Here is a 20,217-nt window from a genome sequence, read left to right on the forward strand (position 1 = left end):
CGAGGTGTCTGCTTGATTAGGGTGCTAGTAGTCGATGACCATGATCTCGTTCGTACAGGCATTACACGAATGCTGGCTGACATCGATGGCCTGCAAGTGGTCGGCCAGGCTGAGTCAGGTGAGGAATCCCTGCTCAAGGCGCGTGAGTTGAAACCCGATGTGGTGTTGATGGATGTCAAGATGCCCGGCATCGGCGGCCTTGAGGCCACCCGCAAACTGTTGCGCAGTCATCCGGATATCAAGGTTGTCGCGGTCACCGTGTGCGAAGAAGATCCGTTCCCTACCCGGTTGCTGCAAGCGGGCGCTGCGGGTTATCTGACCAAGGGCGCCGGGTTGCCGGAAATGGTCCAGGCCATCCGCCTGGTGTTTGCCGGGCAACGCTACATCAGCCCGCAGATCGCCCAGCAACTGGCGATCAAATCCTTCCAGCCGACCAACGATTCGCCGTTCGACGCACTGTCGGAACGGGAAATCCAGATCGCGCTGATGATTGTCGGCTGCCAGAAGGTCCAGATCATTTCCGACAAGTTGTGCCTGTCACCCAAAACCGTGAACACCTACCGTTACCGAATTTTCGAAAAGCTTTCGATCAGCAGCGATGTCGAGTTGACGCTGTTGGCAGTTCGTCACGGCATGGTTGATGCCAGCCTCTGATAATGACAGACACCTTCGATCCCAGCGCTTTCCTGTCGACGGTCAGTGGACGCCCCGGCGTCTACCGCATGTTCGACAGCGAGGCGCGCCTCCTCTACGTCGGCAAGGCCAAGAACCTCAAGAATCGGTTGTCGAGCTATTTCCGCAAGTCCGGCCACGCGCCGAAGACCGCTGCGCTGGTGGCGCGGATTGCCCAGGTCGAAACGACGATCACGGCCAATGAAACTGAAGCCCTGTTGCTTGAGCAGACGCTGATCAAGGAATGGCGTCCGCCCTACAACATTCTGCTGCGCGACGACAAATCCTACCCCTACGTGTTTCTCTCGGACGGCCAGTTCCCGCGTTTGAGCATTCATCGCGGGGCGAAGAAGGCCAAGGGCAAATATTTCGGCCCTTATCCCAGCGCCGGTGCGATTCGCGAGAGTCTGAGCCTGCTGCAAAAGACCTTTTTCGTTCGCCAGTGTGAAGAGAGTTACTACAAGAACCGCACGCGGCCGTGCCTGCAATACCAGATCAAACGCTGCAAGGCGCCTTGTGTCGGCCTGGTTGAGCCCGAGGTGTACGCCGAAGATGTGCGGCACTCCGTGATGTTCCTCGAGGGGCGCAGCAATGCGCTGACTGACGAGTTGTCCGCCGGCATGGAAGACGCCGCGGTCAACCTCGAATTCGAGCGTGCCGCCGAATATCGCGACCAGATCTCGTTGCTGCGCCGGGTTCAGGATCAGCAAAGCATGGAAGGCGGGACCGGCGATGTCGACGTAATCGCGGCGTTCGTCAACCCGGGCGGTGCCTGCGTTCACTTGATCAGCGTGCGCGGTGGCCGGGTGTTGGGGAGCAAGAACTTCTTCCCGCAGGTGGGTATTGAAGAAGACGTTTCGGAAGTCATGGCGGCGTTTCTCGGTCAGTACTACGTCAGCAGCCCCGAACGCGACTTGCCGAGTGAATTCATCGTCAACGTGGTCCACGAAGATTTTCCAACGTTGATCGCGGCCATCGACGAATTGCGCGGTCGCGAACTGTCCATCAGCCATCGGGTTCGTGGCACGCGGGCCCGCTGGCAGCAATTGGCGGTGACCAATGCCGAGCAGGCCCTGAGCGCGCGCCTGGCCAATCGCCAACACGTCGCCGCGCGTTTCGAAGCGCTGGCTGACGTGCTGAAACTGGATGAGCCACCGCAGCGCCTGGAGTGTTACGACATCAGCCACTCCAGCGGCGAAGCGACCGTTGCTTCCTGTGTGGTGTTTGGTCCGGAAGGCCCGATCAAGTCTGATTACCGCCGCTACAACATCGAAGGCGTTACGCCGGGCGATGACTACGCCGCGATGCACCAGGCCCTGACCCGACGCTTCAGCAAGCTCAAGGACGGGGAGGGCAAGCTGCCGGACATTTTGCTGGTGGACGGCGGCAAGGGGCAGCTGTCTATGGCGCGCGACGTGCTCAATGAACTGGCGGTGCCCGACCTGATTTTGCTGGGCGTGGCCAAGGGTGCGACGCGCAAGGCCGGTTTTGAAACCTTGTACCTTAATGACGCTGCGCACGAATTCACCTTGCGCGGCGATTCCCCGGCGCTGCATTTGATCCAGCAGATCCGCGACGAAGCTCACCGTTTTGCAATCACCGGGCACCGCGCCCGGCGTGGCAAAACACGACGCACGTCTACACTGGAGGGCGTTGCCGGCGTTGGGCCGACACGCCGGCGTGATTTGTTGAAACATTTTGGTGGATTGCAGGAGCTGTCTCGTGCCAGCATCGAAGAGATCGCCAAAGCACCCGGAATCAGTAAAAAGCTCGCAGAGTTGATTTATGCAAATCTGCACAGCGAGTAGAATGCCACCTCACCTCGTAGCCAGTTGTGCCGATGAATATCCCTAATCTGATTACCGTTCTACGCGTCCTGCTCATCCCGATCTTCATTTTGCTGTTTTACCTGCCGTATCAGTGGAGCTACCTGGCGTCAGCTTCGGTCTTCGCGTTTGCCGCTGCCACCGACTGGCTGGACGGTTATCTCGCTCGTCGTCTGGAGCAAAGCACGCCATTCGGCGCGTTTCTCGACCCGGTGGCGGACAAGTTGATGGTCGCCGTGGCGCTGGTCTTGCTGGTGCAGGAACATGGCAACCTGTGGCTGACGCTGCCGGCCGCCGTGATCATCGGTCGCGAAATTGTTGTATCGGCACTGCGCGAGTGGATGGCCGAGCTCGGTGCGCGTGCTCACGTCGCCGTGTCGAACCTGGGCAAATGGAAAACCGCCGCGCAAATGCTCGCGCTGGTCATCCTGCTGGCCAATCCGTCATCCTTCACCTTCTGGGTTTTGTTGGGTTATGCGCTGTTGCTGATCTCGGCAGGGCTGACGTTGTGGTCGATGGTCCAATACCTGCGGGCTGCCTGGCCGCATCTGAAGACCGATGTGGAAAAGAAATAAAACATTTTTGAATCAAAGGGTTGACGAGGCATCTGGATTCTATAGAATGCGCCTCACCAAGACGCGGGAATAGCTCAGTTGGTAGAGCACGACCTTGCCAAGGTCGGGGTCGCGAGTTCGAGTCTCGTTTCCCGCTCCAAACATAGCGCTTCAGAATTCATCAGAATTTTGTAAGCGATTGAAATAAGGACCTTCGGGTCCTTTTTTCGTTGCGGCGGAAAAACTGAAATCCAGCGGGTCGGGGTTAGCCAACCCCCGACCTCCATGCGCCGGATTTCCCCCGCCCGAGATTTACTCCTTCGACGTCTGCAACATCTCGATCCACAACGCACCTTTCCCCGAAGCCGCTTCACCCGCCTTTCGCAGGGTCAACCGCGAAGGCCGACACCGAACTGCTGGTGCGCTCGGTCATCAACAGCAACTTGGCATCGGGCGAGATTCGCAGGTCCGCTGCCCAGATGCGTGGAGTCGGGTCGTCCTTCAGGTCGTTGTTGCGTGCGTCACGGACTTCGCCGTGCGCCAGTTTCAAACGCTTGGGAATGCCATTGGCTAGCGCAATCTGCGTCGATTCACCCGTGCTGTCTTTGATTGAGAACGCGGTGCCCCGTGCCGCTCATATCACCGACCACGTACAGGAATTTTCCATTCGGGGAGAAGGCCGGGTGTGGGGGCCCGGTATCGACCGGGACGCTGACGTGGCCGCTGCCGATAGAGGAGAGGGAAACATTTCAACATACTCTCGCTCGATAATGGTTGTACGACGTCTTATCTATTGTGTTCGACTGCGTCCGTTCTCACAAAAAAAATAAACGGAGATACCCTCTATGACGAGCATTCCTTCGGTCGAAGGCAACGCTGCGGCGCCCGCACAAAATCGATTTTCACGAGCGCTCAAGCTGCTGGGCCCCGGCATCATCGCGGTACTGTCCTGGCTGGGCGCGGGTGACCTGATTACCTCATCCGTGGCCGGTGCCAATTACGGTTACGCGATGATGTGGGTGTTGGCGGTCTCTCTGCTCTTGAGATACCTGATCGTCAACATCATCGCTCGCTTCCAGCTGTGCAATAACCAGGGCATGACCATCCTGCAGGGCTATGCCCAGCTCAATCCGTTTTTCGCCTGGTTCATGCTCGTCTACGCCCTGCTGATGGGGCACTTGATGAACGCCTACATGATCAAGGGGGCGGGTGAGTCGTTGGCAATGCTGTTGAAAATCGACCAGCCCCTGCTGTGCTCACTGGCGGTGGTACTCGCGGTGTGGATGCTGGTGGGTCGTAATATTTATTCGATGATCGAAGGCGTGATGAAGGTGCTGCTGGCGATCATGACCCTGGCATTCATTGCCCTGGCCGTGATGTCCGGACCGGATGTCGTCGGCATCGTCAAAGGCACTATCGGTTTCAGCATCCCGCCGGATGAAGGCGTGCATGGCGCGCTGCTGGTGGCGGTCTCGGTGATCGGCGCCGTGGCCGGTTCGATTGCCAACTTCGTCCATCCTTACGTTATGCGCCAAAAAGGCTGGGTAGGGCCGCAACACAAGCGTGTGCAACGTAACGATTTGCTGTTCGCAGTGTTTGTCGGGATCGTCATCAACCTGGCCATCTGGATCGTCGGCGCGGAAATCCTGCGGCCCAACGGTATCGAGGTGAAGACCCTGGGCGACCTGGGCAAGGCGCTGGAAATTTTCTTCGGCCCGATCGGTTGGTACGTGTTCTTCATCGGCGTATTCGCGACACTGTTTGCCAGTATTTCAGGCAAGACCACCGCGTTCCCGATGCTGATTACCGATGCCTTCCAGCACGTTCGTCCTGAACGTCGCGAGAAGTACGGCAAAGAGTTTCATCATGATCCGATGCACAAGTGGTTCATGCTGTTCATCCTCGTGACGCCGTTGGTTTGGTCATTGCCAGGCATGCCGGATTTCGTGACGCTAACCATCGGTGTCAGCGCGCTGAACATCATTGGCTTGCCGGTCATTTCTCTGGGGCTGCTCATCATGTCCAACCAGAAATCGTTGCTGGACAAGAAATACCGTAACAACCTGTTTGAAAACGTCGCGCTGCTGTTTGCCACTGGCCTTGCGCTGTGGGTCGCCTTCCAGTTGGGCGTCGATCTGTTTACCTGACATCGAGCCACTGAGGGGATGCAATGTCCCCTCGGTAGCCTATGTTCAGTCAGTCACTGAACCCTGCGGTATTCTTCCGGCAAAACTGTCCACCAGGCTTGCCACCACCATCTCGCCCATTCGCGTGCGGGTCTGCAACGTCGCACTGGCGCGATGGGGTTGCAGCACCACGTTCTCGTTGTCGAACAGTACCTGCGGCACGTTCGGTTCATCGACAAACACATCCAGCGCCGCGCCCGCGATCTCACCGGCTGCAAGTGCTGCCACCAGATCAGCTTCATTGACCAGCTTGCCCCGAGCGACGTTGACCAGATACCCGTCCTTGCCCAGCGCGTGCAGTACTTCGGCATTGATGATGGCTTCACCTTTGTCGGCGGCAGCCGCGAGAATCAGCGCATCACTGGTGGCCGCCAGTTGCTTCAGATCGGCAATGAAGGTGTGGTTCACATCGCTGATCGGTTGCAGATCGGTGTAACTGATCGGGCAGCCGAACGCTGCGGCTCGAATCGCCACGGCACGGCCGACCCGGCCCATGCCGACGATACCGATGCGCATGCCGGACACTTGACGCGCCAACGGCAAAGGCGCCAACGGCGTCGGGCTATTGGGCCAGTGCCCTGAACGCACGTAACGATCACTGGTGCACAGGCCCCGGCACACGGCAATCAACAAGCCGATCGCGAGGTCCGCGACATCTTCGGTCAGCGCGCCGATGGTCGCGGTGACGCGAATTCCGCGATCCCGGGCGTACGCCAGGTCCACCGCATCGGTGCCCACGCCGTTGACTGCCACTACTTCCAGTCTGGGTAATTGCGCCATCACCGCCTGGGTGATGCCGGTGTGCCCGCCGGTGATCACCCCGCGAATGTTCGCGCCGTGTTCCTGCAAATAAGCCGGCTTGTCGGCCTGCTGGAAGTAACGCCTGACGGTAAACAACTCATCGAGTCGCGCGTTGATTTCAGGAATCAGGATCGGGCTGAGCTGCAGGACTTCTGGCTTCATGTGAACCTCATAACGGAATAAAAAGGCCGGTCAACCGCGACCGGCAAAGGGCATGGCGCTGGCCATGACGGTCATGTTCAGGACGTTCGCCTCCAGCGGCAGGCCGGCGATGTAGCGCACGGCATCGGCGACATGCCTGACGTCGACCATTGGCTCCACGGCGATGCTGCCGTTGGCCTGGCGCACGCCTTTGGTCATGCGCACCGACATCTCGGTCAGGGCGTTGCCGATGTCGATCTGGCTGCAAGCGATGTTGAATTCGCGCCCGTCGAGGGCAAGGGATTTGGTCAGTCCCAGCACTGCATGTTTGCTGGCGGTGTAGGCGCTGCTGAATGGGCGTGGGGTGTGGGCCGAGATCGAGCCGTTGTTGATGATGCGCCCGCCCTGTGGCTGTTGTCGGCGCATCAGGCCGAAGGCGCCGCGGGCACAGAGGAAAACGCCGTGGAGGTTGGTGTCGATCACGTTGCGCCACTGCTCGAACGTCAGTTCATCCAGCGGCACCGCAGGGGCGTTGACCCCGGCGTTGTTGAACACCACATCGAGGCGTCCGTAGACCTCGGTGATGGTTGCAAACAGTGCATCGACACTGGCCGGGTCGCGCACATCCGTGGGCACCGCCAAGGCTTCGCGGCCCTCGCCGAGTGCCAGGTCGACCAATGCCTGCAACGGTTCCGGCCGGCGTCCCGCCAGTATCAGGGTGAAGCCGTCGGCCATCAGCGCCAGAGCCACGGCGCGACCGATTCCGCTGCCAGCGCCGGTCACCAGGGCCACTTTCAAAGGACTGTTCATGGGGTTATCGCCTTGTTCAATTCGAGAGGGGCGTTTGCCGGGCTCAAGGCCGCTGACTGACGCGCATTTCCAGTTGGCCGATGCCGTCGATCCCGGCGTTGATGATGTCGCCGGGTTGCAGCACGTCGACGCCTGCCGGGCTGCCGGTCATGATCAGGTCACCGGCCCGCAGCGCGACCGATTGCGAGATGCGGCTGATGATTTCACTGACCGACCAGATCTGGCTGTCGAGGCTGTCGCGCTGGCGCTCATCGCCGTTGACGTTCAGCCACAAGTCGCCGTCCGGGTGTCCGGCGCGAGTGACCGGTACGATAGCGGTCATCGGCGCGGCACCGTCGAACACCTTGGCGCCTTCCCACGGTAAGCCATTGCTTTTGGCTGCGCGCTGGACATCACGACGAGTCAGGTCAAGCCCGGCGGCGTAGCCCCAGACATAGGCCAGCGCCTGACTCTCCGGAATATTGGCGCCACCTTCGCCAATCGCCACGACTAATTCGATTTCGTGGGCAAACTCTTCGGTCAACGGCGGGAACGCCACTTCACCCAGTGCATCCACCACGTTGCTCGCCGGTTTCATGAAAAACACTGGCGGCTGGCGGGACTGGCCCTGGGTGTCTGGCCACGGATAGTTGCGGCCGACGCAAAATACCCGGCCAACGGGGAAACGTTGCTGGCTGCCGGCAACGGGCAAGGTAACGGGTAAATCCGGAGTGAAAACGTATTCGGTCATGGTCATTTTTATCGTGGTCCTGTTGGAAGCATCAGCCTACGGCGGCTTCGTTTTGCGAAGTTGGACGAAAGCCGCCTCGTGTTGGAGAAAAACGCTTTTCTGCGCGCCTGTTCAGCGGGCTCAGCGCGCCTTGAGCTCGATGCGATACAAGCGACCGAGCAGCAACGAATAGGACAGGGTGCCGATCAGCGCCACGCCACCAATGAACCAGAAGGCGTAGGCAAACGAGCCCGTCGCGTGGACGATGGCGCCGATCACGATCGGGGTCACGATCCCGCCGATGTTGGCGGCGAGGCTGGTGATCCCGCCGGTCAGACCGATCAGTTCCTTGGGCGCGACTTCCGATACCGCTGCCCACGATGATGAGGCAATCCCTTGGGCGAAGAAGGCAATGGTCAGCACGGCAATGCAGATCACGTTCGAGTCGGTGAAATTCACCAGGACAATCGACATGCCCAGCATCGATCCGACCACTAATGGCAACTTGCGAGCGAAGGACATTGAATAGCCGCGGCGGATCAGCAGGTCAGAGACGATGCCGGCCAGCAGAATGCCGATGGTCGCGCCCACAAACGGCATCACAGCGAAGATTCCGGCCTTGATCATGGTCAGCTTGCGTTCTTCGATCAGGTACGTCGGGAACCAGGTCAGGAAAAAGTACAGCGCCGAGGTGCTGGCAAACTTGCCGATGCAAATCGCCCAGATTTGCCGATAGCTGAACAGCTCGGCGATCTGCCGCCAGTTGAATCTGGTCCGTTCCTGACTGCTCTTGACCAGGCCGCCACCGGATTCGATGTATTTCAGTTCTTCCTGGCTGACCTTCTTGCAGCTCAGCGGATCGCGGTACAGGCAGAGCCAGATCACGCCGAATACGATGCCGAGTATCCCGGTGCTGTAGAACACGTGGCGCCAGTCATAGGTCGTCGCCAGCCATAACAGCACACCGGTAAACAGCGCCGTGCCCAGGTATTGGCCGCACACGTAAATGCTGCTCGCCATGCCGCGCTCCCGAGCCGGGAACCAAACGGTCACCGCCCGGCTATTGGCCGGAAAGGCCGGTGCTTCCATGGCGCCGACGGCCAGTCGCAGTCCGAACAAAGAGGCGAAACCGGTGGCGAAGCCCTGGCACACGGTGACGGTCGACCAACTGATCAGCGACACCCCGTAAGTGAATCGAGAACCGAAGCGATCGGCGATGAATCCGGCGGGCACCAAAGCAAGGGCATAGGTCCAGGCGAACGCGGAAAAAATCAGGCCCATTTCGATCTTGTCCAGGCCCAGATCCTTGGCCATGAACGGCGCAGCAATCGAGATGTTCACGCGGTCGATGTAGTTGATGATGGTCGCAATCAGCAGCAATGACAGCATGAACCACCGCCGACGGGTGGGCAGGCGCTGGGGCAGAACGGCGTCCCGGGCGCCGACGCTCACCGACGACGCGGTGGACGGGGAGGTTTGCGAGTTCGACATGAGTAGACCTTTTTATTATTGGAAGCATCGAGAGAGTTGCGCGCAGCCGGAACCGTTGCCGCCAGTGCCGGGGCAGTGCAATTGCTACGTGAACGAAAGGCGCGGACAGCCGCTGTCAGGCGCTCAGATACGCCTTCGGGCAAGGGCGGCTGGGGGAGGAGTGGCGAGGGGGAATAGCGGGTTCATGAGTGCGCACCTTTTGATTGTTTTTGGAAGGTCGGGCTGCATTGGTTGTCAATGTGGTCGTACAACCTCTTGAAATCAACGGAGGCGTTAGATCGTTTTTTCTCCTGAAAACAGCCGTTAATGCAGGTGTCCAAGAAAAATCGCTTGGCCAAATTTCCATTTTTCTATTCGATATTATTAATAACTATATGTTTTATATAAGTTAATTAATTTTTCTTGAGCATCGCTTTTTTGGACAGTTAACGAAGCACACACGGATACAATTAATTTCAGAATTATCAGCGTCATCCTATGACGTGTTGATATGAACCGTGTCCGCCTACACAATCACCACGTCGTCGCCGGGCTTCACGGCGTGATGAAAACCTGTCCATGTACCTGCCGAGGATTCTCAGGTGATGTCGTCAGCCAGTCGAGTGCCCACCTACGTCATGCAGCAACGCAGCGAGTTAACGGATTTCTATATCCGCGACAAAAAGGGTCGGCGCGCCGAAACCAGTCCGCATCGCCACGAGTACTTTCAGATCCAGATCAACCTCGGTGGCGATACCGTGCAGCACATCGGCAACGTGGAACGACCGTTCCCGCGCAACACGCTGGCCTTCATCCTGCCGCATCGCGTGCACGTGATTCCGCACCCGGACGACAGCAATTTCATGGTGATCAATTTTTCCCAGACCTTTCTGCTGCCGCACTTGCAGTGCGACCCCATGGATCTGGAGGAAGTCTCGATTCTGCTGGCGCCGGAGTTGTCACCGTTCCGCTTCCAGGAACATCTGGATTTCATTCTGGCCGACGAGGATTTCAACAAAGTCTGTGGCTTGATCGAACAGATGCGCGTGCTCGATGAAAACCGCCAGTTCGGCACCCGCGAGATGCTCAAGGGCCTGTTGCTGCAATTGGTGGGGAGTGTCTGTGCCTTGTATGCCGAGCCGCTGAAACGGTTGGCCGAAGAGAACGCCGCTGAAGTCAGTCGGCGCGACGCTTTGAGCCGGATGTCGGAATATTTGCGCAAAAACATTGCCGACCCCGACCTCAACCTGATCAAGGTGGCCGCCGCGACTTACCTGTCTCCGACATACCTGACGCACTGGTTGCGCAAGGAAATTGGCAAGACCTTCACTGAGCTGGTACTCGAGCGCCGGATGCACGCGGCGCGCAATTATCTGCTCAATGGCACGCGGCCGGTGGGGGAGGTGGCGAGGTTGTGCGGCTTCGCCGACGAAGCCTATTTTTCGCGACGCTTTCGCCAGATACATGGCCAGCCACCCGGGCAATTCAGACGTCAGCAACTTAATCCCGATACGCCGCAATCACCGTCCAACGCGTGATCGAAAGCTGTAGTTGACTGCTGGTTCTATTGTCGACAAGTGTTACCCGGCTACCGTTTTGCACCTTTATGGGCCTCGCAATGAGCCAATAGGTAGCAATTTTTTCCTGCCGATGTCGGGAATCCACAGCGCTGCACACCGCCCACCTCTGATTTAAACCATCCAATTCAAGTGCTTGAATCGTTCAAGCGCGATTTGGCACGGGCTGTGCTCTCTTTGGATAATTGGATACAAAAATACAGAGGCCTTGCCATGCAGTTCGCTCCCGACTACGCCGACCGCCAGCCAGTCACCGCCGAGGAAGAGGCCTACAACTTTCTTCTGGAAGGCATTTGTGGCGGTCGTTTTCGCAAAGGCGACCGCCTGATTGCCGAGGACATCGCCAGTGAAATCGGCATGAGTCGAATGCCCGTGCGCGAAGCCTTTCGCCGTCTCGATGCTCAGGGCCTGGTGACGCTGCGGCCTAATCGGGGGGCGATTGTCAGCGGTCTGGATATCGAAGAAATGCACGAAGTCTTCGAGATGCGTAGCGCCCTGGAAGGCCTGGCGATTCGCATCGCCGTGCCGAAGATCGGCGACCGCCAATTGGCGGCCCTGGAGCGATTGCTCGATGAAATGGACGACTACCGCGACGAAAGTGCGGCGTGGGTCAGTCGGCACCGCAAGTTCCATGAATACCTGTGCAGCCTCAGCGGCCGCCCGCGGTTGGTGAAGCAGATCAGCGCCCTCTACTCGCTGATCGAAGCCCCGATGCGCCTCTGGTTGCAACATGTGGAAAAGCCCTTGAGTGCACGCCAGGAACACGCGGTGATCCTTGATGCGATTCGCGCCGGCGATGCCGACCACGCCGAGACGGTCGTGCGCGAACACATCGAAGGCACTGTCCCTGAGTTGATCAAGTTTCTGACATCAGAAAAATAACGATAGAGCGGGTCTCTAGCCCGCCGGTGTTTTGACTTTGAGTACTGCCGCGTTACTAATCGAACTGGAGTGTCTGGTCATGCATAAGTCTCGCATTTTAATCGCTGCAATCTCCTTGGGACTCTGTACACCGTGGGCGATTGCCGCGCCCACGGTGCCGGAGCGTTTGCTTGAAGTCGACAAGCTCACCTACTGCTCCGGGATGGATTCACCGCCCCTGGTGTCCTTCGATGAAGCACAAAAACCCAAGGGCCTGACCGTCGACCTGGGCCTGGAAATCGCCAAGCGCCTGGGCGACAAGAAAGTCGAGTGGCGGGTGATTCCTTTCTCCGGCTTGCTGCCGGCCCTGTTGGCCAGACAGTGCGACATGATCGTCGACCAGCTGTTCGACAAGCCCGAGCGCCGCGAAGTGATCGACATCGTCAACTACATGTATTCCAGCCAGGCGGTCGTGGTGCCCAAGGGCAATCCAAAGGCCCTCAAGACACTGCCGGACCTGTCCGGGCACAAGATCGCGGTGCTCAACGGTTCGACCATCAAAACCCTGCTCGACGCCGAAAATGACACCCTGGGCAAAGCCGGCAAGCCCCCCATGAAACTGGTGGTCTACAACACCGACACCGATGCATTCCAGGCCCTGCGCATCAGCCAGGTTGACGCTTACGGCACCACCGTGGAAACCGCCGGTTATTACGCCGCCATGGCTCCGGACCTGTTCGAGGAAGGTGTTCCCGCCTTCAGCCGGATCCTCACCGGGCTGGGCATCCGCAAGGATGATCCGCAACTGGGTGCCGCGGTGCAGCAGGTGATGACCGACATGCGCAGCGATGGCAGCTACAGCCAGCTTCTGGGTAAATGGCACGTCGACAGCGACACTCTCGATTGAGGTAAGGCGTTGATGAATTTCAATTGGGATGTGTTCTGGCAGTACCTGTTGCAGCCCAGTGGGGTGTATCTCACAGGGTTGTGGCTGACCTGTCTGATCAGTGTGCTGGCGATGGTGTTGGGTTGTGCTTTGGGGCTGGCCGCGGCGTTGCTGCGGTTGTCGAAGAACCCCTTGCTGCATCTGCCGGTGCGTTTTTATGTGTGGCTGATGCGCGGCACGCCGTTACTGGTACAGATCGTCTTTCTCTACACCGCACTGGCGGCGGGCGGGATTTTCCGCTTCGAAGACATCGACCTGTTCGGGCTGGTGATCCCCGGCAATATCCAGGCTGCGATCATTGCCCTGGGCCTCAACGAAGGCGCGTACATGGCCGAGATCATTCGCGCCGGCATCGGCGCCGTGGACAAGGGCCAGTACGAGGCGGGACGTTCTCTTGGCATGACCTTCGCCAAGCTGATGCGCCGTATCGTTCTGCCGCAGGCGTTTAGGGTCATTGTTCCGCCGCTCGGCAACGAGTTCAACGTGATGCTCAAGAACACCACCCTGGTCAGCGTGATCGGTGTGCAGGAACTGCTGCTCAGCACTCAGATGGTCACCTCGGCGACCTTCCGGGTGTTCGAGTTGTACCTCGTGGTGGCGATCTATTTCCTGTTGCTCACAACGCTGTGGGGCTTCTTCCAGCGCTGGCTGGAGACGCGTTTCGGCCAATCGGATCGACCTTCGTCGCCGCCGCCGGCCGCCAGCCGGATGTTCGGTCGCAGCACATTGAAACTGCTGAGGGGACGTTAACCATGGCGCACAAAAGTGACGAGCTGATCATCGAGGCGCTGGACATTCACAAGTCCTTCGGCGATCTGCAGATTCTCAAGGGGATTTCCCTGCAAGTACGACGAGGCGAAGTGGTGGTGCTGATCGGAGCCTCGGGCTCGGGCAAGACCACTTTTATCCGCTGTATCAATTTGCTGGAAGAGATTCAGTCCGGTCAGATCCGTGTCAGCGGTCAGCCCATGGGTTATCGCACGCGCACTGACGGCAGCCTGGTGCGCGATTCGGAGCGCAACATCGCCCGTCAGCGTCGGGATATCGGCATGGTGTTCCAGCGCTTCAATCTGTTCCCGCACATGACCGCGCTGGAAAACATCATAGAAGCGCCGATGCAGGTGTTGGGTGTGCCGCGAAAGGCTGCCGTGGAACAAGCGCAGGCGCTGCTCAAACGTGTCGGACTGGCGGAGAAGGCCAACCATTTTCCATCCATGTTATCCGGCGGCCAGCAGCAGCGGGTGGCCATCGCCCGAGCCCTGGCCATGAAACCCCAGGCGATGCTGTTCGACGAACCCACCAGCGCCCTCGACCCGGAAACCGTCGGCGAGGTCTTGCAGGTAATGAAGGAACTTGCCGAGGACGGCATGACGATGGTGGTGGTCACCCATGAAATGGGGTTCGCCCGCGAAGTGGCCGACCGCGTGGTGGTCCTCGATCAGGGCGAACTTATCGAACAGGGACCGCCGGAACAGATTTTCAGTCGCCCCAGTCATCCCCGTACTCAAGCCTTTCTCAGCCGCGTGCTGTGAGACTCACAAGGATATTCACGATGCGTATATCGAGCTTGTTCACGGCCCTGTGCTGTGCCGCGATAGTGTCCGCGAGCCACGCCGCCGACCCGGTGGTGAAGGTTTACAACTGGTCCGACTATATCGGCCCCGACACGCTTAAGAACTTCGAAAAAAGCAGCGCCATCAAGGTTCAGTACGACATCTTTGACACCAACGAAATGCTCGAAGCCAAGTTGCTCTCGGGGCACTCGGGCTATGACGTGGTGGTGCCTTCCAGCCAGTTTCTTTCCAAGCAGATTCGCGCGGGCGCCTATCAGCCGCTGCAACGGGAGTTGCTGGATAACTGGAAGCATCTGGACCCGCGCCTGATGCAGCGCCTGGAAGCCGCCGACCCTGGCAACCACTACGCCGTGCCTTACATGTGGGGCACCGTGGGCATCGGCTATAACGAGGAAAAAGTCCGGGCTGTGTTGGGTAAAGAGATGCCGCTGGATTCATGGTCCTTGGTCTTCGATCCAGACAACCTGGCCAAGCTGAAAAGCTGCGGCGTGGCGTTTCTTGATGCACCGGTGAAGATCATTCCACAAGCCATGCTCTACCTCGGTCTGGACCCCAACAGCGTCAAGCCCGACGACTACAAGCAGGCCTCGAAACTGCTGATGACCTTGCGGCCCTCGGTGACCTACTTTAACTCATCGAAATACACCGCCGACCTGGCCAACGGGGATATCTGCGTGGCCATCGGTTATTCCGGCGATGTGATGCAGGCCCAGAGCCGGGCGCGGGAAGCGGGGAAAAACATCGACATCCGCTACCTGATTCCCAAAGAGGGGGTGAACCTCTGGTTCGACATGCTGGCGATTCCCAAGGACGCCGGTAACGTTGCCAACGCGCATGCCCTGATCAACTACTTGCTGCGCCCCGAAGTGATTGCGCCGGTCAGCGACTATGTGGGCTACGCCAACCCCAACAAAGACGCCACCGCCCTGATGGACCCCAAGGTCAGCGGCAATCCGGGAATCTACCCCGGTGACGAAGTGATCAGTCATACCTTCGTCTCCGCCGGCCTGCCGGAAAACATCCAGCGCCTGATGACCCGCGAGTGGAACCGCGTCAAATCCGGCCAATGAATCCCCGTTTTGAAGAGCCTTTGCCATGCTGAAATTCTCTGCTCATGAGTACCCTTATCCGTCGCAACGCCAAAGCGTCTTCGCCCGTCGGGGCATGATCGCCGCGTCCCAGCCCCTGGCCGCTCAGGCTGGTATCGAAATCATGCAAAAGGGCGGCAATGCGATAGACGCCGCCATCGCCACAGCAGCGGCACTCACAGTGGTTGAGCCCACTGGCTGCGGCCTGGGTGGCGATGCCTTTGCCTTGGTCTGGTGCAAGGGCCAGTTGCATGGTCTCAACGCCAACGGCCATGCTCCGGCCGGCCTGAGCATCGAAGCGGTCAAGGCTGCCGGCCATGAGCAGATGCCGCTCTATGGCTGGACCCCGGTGACCGTGCCCGGTTGTCCTTCAGCCTGGGCGGAACTGTCGGAACGCTTCGGTGCACTGCCGTTCGCCGATTTACTGCAACCGGCCATCAGCCTGGCGAGGGACGGTTTTCCGCTGTCGCCGGTGGTCGCCCATCAATGGCAGATCGCTCTGGATGAGTTCACACCCCATCGCAATCCAGTGTTGGACGCCTGGTTCGAGACCTTCCTGATTGACGGTCGCGCACCAGAGGCGGGGGAGATTTTCCGCAACCCGGCTCAGGCGCGGACGCTCGAAGAACTCGCCGCCAGCCGCTGCGAGAGCTTATATCGCGGAGCCTTGGCCCAACGCCTGGATGCCCATTCCCGGGCCACTGGCGGCTATTTGCGAGCCACGGACCTGGCGCATTTCCGGGCCCAATGGGTGGACCCGATCCACGTCAACTACCGTGGGGTCGATGTCTGGGAAATCCCGCCGAGCGGGCAGGGCCTGGTCGCGCTGATGGCATTGAAGATTCTCGAAGGCTTCGATTTCGATCACCGCGACAGTCAACAGACGTGGCATCGCCAGTTGGAAGCCATGAAGCTGGCCTACAGCGACGGTCTGCACTACATCACTGACCCGTTGCACATGCGGGTGGCAGTGGCCGAATTATTGAGTGATGACTACAGCGCTCGGCGCCGCAGGCAGATTGAGGACCAGGCCCGGCCACCGAAGCCCGGCGACCCCCACGCCAGCGGCACCGTGTACCTGGCGACGGCCGACGCGCAAGGCAATATGGTTTCGTTCATCCAGAGCAATTACCACGGCTTCGGCTCCGGCGTGGTGCTGCCCGACAGCGGCATCGCCCTGCAGAACCGCGGGCAGGAATTCAGCCTCGATCCGGCGCACGCCAACTGCCTGGCTCCGGGCAAGAAGACCTTCCACACCATCATCCCTGGCTTCCTCACCAAGGACGGCCAGGCGCTCGGCCCCTTCGGTGTCATGGGCGGCTACATGCAGCCTCAAGGCCATGTACAGATGGTCATGAACCTGGTGGATTTTGGCCTCAACCCGCAAGCGGCTCTGGATGCTCCCCGCTGGCAATGGCTCGGAGGGATGAAGGTCGGTATCGAACAGGGCGCTTCCCGGGATTTGGCCAATGCCTTGGCGCGGCGAGGGCATGAGGTGCAGATTGCCAGCGACCTGACCGATTACGGACGAGGGCAGATCATCCTGCGCGACCCGGTGAGTGGCGTGCTCTGTGGTGGCACCGAACCCAGGGCGGATTCTCATATCGCGGCTTGGTAAACACGGTGGGGGTGTGGACTTCGGCGTTCTTTTTGGCGCGTGCCGTCTTTCAGGACCCAGTTCTCTGGTGTCACCGGCACAGGGGATCTGTGTCCGCGTTCCAGTCTTTTGCGTGCACTTTTATGACGCCATGATGCGTGCCTTTGCACTATGCGAAGGCAAAACGTCGGGTCGAGGCTCGCGGTTTCGGCCTGTGCACGCAGCAACCACAGCACTTCCCCAATCTGGCACAAACACTGCAACACACCCATCAGGCCCACCCCGATTACAGTCGAGTGGGCAGCCCCTCGGTCAACGACGATCGATTCGTGGGCAACATCGGTGGCTCAGGCATAGACGTCTGGTGCTGACACCGTAAAAGAACAGGCAAAGACGCCTGGAGCCGCAAGGTTTCAGGCGTTTTTTTTTGCTTTTTGAATCGTATTGGCCGGGTGCTTTTTATGAACTCCACTGTTGCCGCGTTGAACAAATTGCAAACGCTGATCGTGATCGGCAATGGCATGGTCGGACATCATTGTGTCGAGCAGTTGATCGAGCGCGGTGCGCTTGACCACTACCGTTTGCACGTGTTCAGCGAAGAGCCGATGCGTGCCTACGACCGTGTGCATTTGTCCGAATACTTCACCGGGCGTGATGCCGAATCTTTGGCACTGGGTGATGCGTCGCTGTACCAGACGCCGGGCGTCACCCTGCATTTGGGCGTGCCGGTGCTGGAGATCGACCGCGCCCGACGCGAGGTCATTACCGCGCAAGGCTGCGTGCCTTACGACACATTGATCCTGGCCACCGGGTCGTACCCGTTTGTGCCACCGGTCGAAGGCGCGCAGGGCGATTCGCGCCTGGTGTACCGAACCCTCGAAGACCTCGACGCCATCCGCGCCGCCGCTGCTAACGCCCGACGTGGCGTGGTGGTTGGCGGTGGCCTCTTGGGCCTTGAAGCGGCGAATGCGTTGAAGAGCCTGGGCCTGGAAGCGCACGTGGTGGAATTCGCTCCACGGCTGATGCCGGTGCAGCTGGATGAAAGGGGTGGGCTGGCGCTCAAGTCGCAGATCGAAAGGCTGGGCGTCGGTGTGCACCTGTCCCGCGCGACTCAATCGATCAGTGCGGGCGAGGACTATCGCTATCGGATGAATTTCGCCAATGACGAATTTCTCGAAGCCGACCTGATCGTGTTTTCCGCCGGAATCCGCGCGCAAGATGCGCTGGCCCGTCAATGCGCGCTGGACATTGGGCCGCGCGGTGGCGTGGTGATCAACGACGAATGCCTGAGCAGCGATCCGCACATTTACGCGATCGGCGAGTGCGCTTCGTGGAATGGCAGCCTGTTCGGCCTGGTCGCACCGGGCTACCAGATGGCGCGCGGTGTGGCGGCACGTTTGAGCAAAGGTGACTCCGAGCCTTTTATGGGCGCCGACATGTCGACCAAACTCAAACTGCTCGGCGTCGACGTCGGTTCCATCGGCGACGCCCATGGCCACACGCCGGGCTCGCGCAGTTACCAGTTCATCGACGAGACCACGGCCAGCTACCGTCGCCTGGTGGTGGATGCCTCGGGCAAACACGTCATCGGCGCGGTGCTGGTCGGCGACAACAGCTATTACGACACGCTGCTGCAATACATGCAGAACGCGATTGCGCTGCCGTCTGAGCCGGCCTCCCTGATCCTGCCCTCGTCCGAAGGCGCGCCGACGCTTGGCCCGGGCGCGTTGCCTCAAACAGCCACCGTTTGCTCCTGCCACAACGTCAACAAGGGGTCCATCTGCTCGGCCATCGACGGCGGCTGCACCGATCTCGGTGTGCTCAAGTCGCAGACCAAGGCCGGTACAGGCTGCGGCGGTTGCGCCGGTTTGCTCAAGCAAGTGTTCGAACATGAGTTGATTGCCCGTGGCGTCAGTGTCGACAAAAGTCTGTGCGAACACTTCGCCTACACCCGTCAGGAGTTGTATGCGCTGGTGCGAGTAGAAGGGCTGATCACCTTCGAAGAACTGCTGGCCAAACATGGCCGTGGCCACACCGGTTGCGACGTCTGCAAGCCGGCCGTGGGTTCGATCCTCGCGTCGTGCTGGAACCAGCCAATCATGGACGCGTCGCTGGTGCCGTTGCAGGACACCAACGACACCTTCATGGCTAACATGCAGAAAAACGGTACCTACTCGGTGGTGCCGCGTATCCCCGGTGGTGAGATCACCGCTGACAAGCTCATTGCGATCGGCGTGGTCGCAAAAAAATACGACCTCTACACCAAAATCACCGGCGGCCAGCGCATCGACCTGTTTGGTGCGCAGTTGCATGAACTGCCGGACATCTGGGCCGAGTTGATCGCAGCCGGTTTCGAAACCGGGCACGCCTACGGCAAATCCACCCGCACAGTGAAGTCGTGCGTCGGCAGCACCTGGTGCCGTTACGGCGTGCAGGACAGCGTGCAAATGGCCCTGACTATCGAGGATCGTTACAAGGGATTGCGCTCGCCGCACAAGCTCAAATTCGCCGTGTCCGGTTGCACCCGCGAATGCGCCGAGGCTCAAAGCAAGGACGTCGGCGTGATCGCCACGGAAAAAGGCTGGAACCTCTACATCGCCGGCAACGGCGGCATGCGCCCGCGTCATGCCGAACTGTTCGCCACTGACCTCGACGATGACACCCTGATCCGCTACATCGACCGCTTCCTGATGTTCTACATCCGCACGGCTGACAAGTTGCAGCGCACCTCGGTGTGGCGCGAGACGCTGGAGGGCGGCCTCGACTTCCTCAAGGACGTGATCATCCACGACAGCCTTGGACTTGGCGCGGAACTTGAATCGCAAATGCAACTGGTCGTCGACCGCTACGAATGCGAATGGGCGAATGCGCTCAAAGACCCGGAAAAACTCAAACGCTTCCGCACCTTCGTCAACGACAAGCGCCCGGACCCGGACATCCATTTTATCCAGGAGCGCGGTCAGCGGCGCCCGATCATGGCCGCAGCACTCAACCTGATTTCGGTTACCGAGGAGATTGCCTGATGAGCCCGTCTAATACCCAACGCAACATCAATGCCCTGACCCAGACTGAAGTGTGGCAATCGGTGTGCGGGCAGCAGGATCTGGTCTGCGATTCGGGTGTCGTCGTGTGGCTCGACGGCGCGCAAGTGGCGCTGTTTTACCTGCCGGGCGCCGAGGGCCGAACCCTCTACGCCATCGATAACCACGACCCGCAATCCGGGGCGAACGTGATTGGCCGCGGTTTGATCGGCAGCATCAAGGGTGATCTGGTGGTGGCTTCGCCGATCTACAAGCAGCACTTCCGGCTGGCGGACGGCAGTTGCCTGGAATTCCCGCACCAGCGCTTGCGGGTGTGGCCGGTGCGCTTGAACGGTGATGTGGTGGAAATCGGAATGAATTGAGG

The 20,217-nt window shown here is 59.5% G+C and carries 18 protein-coding genes, 1 tRNA gene and 1 pseudogene; 15 read left to right on the top strand and 5 right to left on the bottom strand.

The window, feature by feature from the left end:
• The first annotated feature begins 12 nt into the window (after positions 1–12).
• The 4 genes from gacA to ACYZT4_RS06050 all read left to right on the top strand — a co-directional run bounded on the left by gacA (position 13) and on the right by ACYZT4_RS06050 (position 3,212).
• Complete coding sequence (gene gacA, locus ACYZT4_RS06035) at positions 13–654, top strand: response regulator transcription factor GacA (protein WP_008015884.1); 642 nt, start codon at positions 13–15, stop codon at positions 652–654.
• A 2-nt stretch (positions 655–656) separates the two neighbouring features.
• Positions 657–2,480, top strand: a complete 1,824-nt coding sequence (gene uvrC, locus ACYZT4_RS06040; protein ID WP_461986078.1) for an excinuclease ABC subunit UvrC — start codon at positions 657–659, stop codon at positions 2,478–2,480.
• A gap of 32 nt (positions 2,481–2,512) precedes the next feature.
• Positions 2,513–3,073: a CDP-diacylglycerol--glycerol-3-phosphate 3-phosphatidyltransferase gene (gene pgsA / locus ACYZT4_RS06045; RefSeq protein WP_461986080.1), complete on the top strand. Its 561-nt coding sequence runs from the start codon at positions 2,513–2,515 to the stop codon at positions 3,071–3,073.
• A 63-nt stretch (positions 3,074–3,136) separates the two neighbouring features.
• Positions 3,137–3,212: transfer RNA gene (locus tag ACYZT4_RS06050), tRNA-Gly, on the top strand.
• A 216-nt stretch (positions 3,213–3,428) separates the two neighbouring features.
• Here ACYZT4_RS06050 and ACYZT4_RS06055 read toward each other — a convergent pair.
• Positions 3,429–3,792, bottom strand: a pseudogene (locus ACYZT4_RS06055) (lactonase family protein); the annotation flags it as partial.
• A 105-nt stretch (positions 3,793–3,897) separates the two neighbouring features.
• Between ACYZT4_RS06055 and ACYZT4_RS06060 the strand changes: the two are divergent.
• Complete coding sequence (locus ACYZT4_RS06060; protein ID WP_461986081.1) at positions 3,898–5,199, top strand: Nramp family divalent metal transporter; 1,302 nt, start codon at positions 3,898–3,900, stop codon at positions 5,197–5,199.
• A 45-nt stretch (positions 5,200–5,244) separates the two neighbouring features.
• Here the strand turns inward: ACYZT4_RS06060 and ACYZT4_RS06065 are convergent, their stop codons facing one another.
• The 4 genes from ACYZT4_RS06065 to ACYZT4_RS06080 form a co-directional block, all read right to left on the bottom strand.
• Positions 5,245–6,201, bottom strand: coding sequence for a 2-hydroxyacid dehydrogenase (locus ACYZT4_RS06065; protein WP_461986083.1), 957 nt, complete (start codon positions 6,199–6,201; stop codon positions 5,245–5,247).
• 30 nt (positions 6,202–6,231) lie between these two features.
• Entirely contained in the window at positions 6,232–6,990 is a 759-nt protein-coding gene (locus ACYZT4_RS06070) for an SDR family oxidoreductase (RefSeq protein ID WP_461986085.1), read from the bottom strand.
• A gap of 43 nt (positions 6,991–7,033) precedes the next feature.
• On the bottom strand, positions 7,034–7,726 hold the full coding sequence (locus ACYZT4_RS06075) for a fumarylacetoacetate hydrolase family protein (RefSeq protein WP_461986087.1): 693 nt from the start codon (positions 7,724–7,726) through the stop codon (positions 7,034–7,036).
• A 114-nt stretch (positions 7,727–7,840) separates the two neighbouring features.
• Positions 7,841–9,190: an MFS transporter gene (locus tag ACYZT4_RS06080; RefSeq protein WP_461986089.1), complete on the bottom strand. Its 1,350-nt coding sequence runs from the start codon at positions 9,188–9,190 to the stop codon at positions 7,841–7,843.
• Positions 9,191–9,774: 584 nt separating this feature from the next.
• On the opposite strand from ACYZT4_RS06080, the gene ACYZT4_RS06085 reads away from it, so the two are divergent.
• From ACYZT4_RS06085 to nirD, 10 genes are all read left to right on the top strand, one after another.
• Entirely contained in the window at positions 9,775–10,707 is a 933-nt protein-coding gene (locus ACYZT4_RS06085; RefSeq protein ID WP_461986090.1) for a helix-turn-helix transcriptional regulator, read from the top strand.
• A 252-nt stretch (positions 10,708–10,959) separates the two neighbouring features.
• Positions 10,960–11,628, top strand: coding sequence for a GntR family transcriptional regulator (locus tag ACYZT4_RS06090; protein ID WP_461986092.1), 669 nt, complete (start codon positions 10,960–10,962; stop codon positions 11,626–11,628).
• Between the two features lie 79 nt (positions 11,629–11,707).
• A complete protein-coding gene (locus tag ACYZT4_RS06095) occupies positions 11,708–12,514 on the top strand; it encodes an ABC transporter substrate-binding protein (RefSeq protein ID WP_461986093.1) in 807 nt (268 codons plus the stop codon).
• Positions 12,515–12,526: 12 nt separating this feature from the next.
• The gene (locus tag ACYZT4_RS06100; RefSeq protein WP_461986095.1) at positions 12,527–13,303 is read left to right on the top strand and encodes an amino acid ABC transporter permease; all 777 of its coding nucleotides are present in this window, start codon (positions 12,527–12,529) and stop codon (positions 13,301–13,303) included.
• 2 nt (positions 13,304–13,305) lie between these two features.
• Entirely contained in the window at positions 13,306–14,085 is a 780-nt protein-coding gene (locus tag ACYZT4_RS06105) for an amino acid ABC transporter ATP-binding protein (protein ID WP_461986097.1), read from the top strand.
• A gap of 20 nt (positions 14,086–14,105) precedes the next feature.
• A complete protein-coding gene (locus ACYZT4_RS06110; protein WP_461986099.1) occupies positions 14,106–15,197 on the top strand; it encodes a polyamine ABC transporter substrate-binding protein in 1,092 nt (363 codons plus the stop codon).
• A 25-nt stretch (positions 15,198–15,222) separates the two neighbouring features.
• Positions 15,223–16,833 (top strand): gamma-glutamyltransferase family protein, encoded by a 1,611-nt coding sequence (locus tag ACYZT4_RS06115; RefSeq protein ID WP_461986100.1) that lies wholly within the window; start codon positions 15,223–15,225, stop codon positions 16,831–16,833.
• 137 nt (positions 16,834–16,970) lie between these two features.
• A complete protein-coding gene (locus ACYZT4_RS06120) occupies positions 16,971–17,183 on the top strand; it encodes a hypothetical protein (protein WP_461986102.1) in 213 nt (70 codons plus the stop codon).
• A gap of 90 nt (positions 17,184–17,273) precedes the next feature.
• Positions 17,274–19,835, top strand: coding sequence for a nitrite reductase large subunit NirB (gene nirB, locus ACYZT4_RS06125; RefSeq protein ID WP_461986104.1), 2,562 nt, complete (start codon positions 17,274–17,276; stop codon positions 19,833–19,835).
• Positions 19,835–20,215, top strand: a complete 381-nt coding sequence (gene nirD, locus ACYZT4_RS06130) for a nitrite reductase small subunit NirD (protein WP_461986105.1) — start codon at positions 19,835–19,837, stop codon at positions 20,213–20,215. The genes nirB and nirD overlap by 1 nt, the downstream gene beginning before the upstream one ends.
• The last annotated feature ends 2 nt before the right edge of the window (positions 20,216–20,217 follow it).

It is taken from the genome of Pseudomonas sp. GB2N2 (assembly GCF_054897705.1).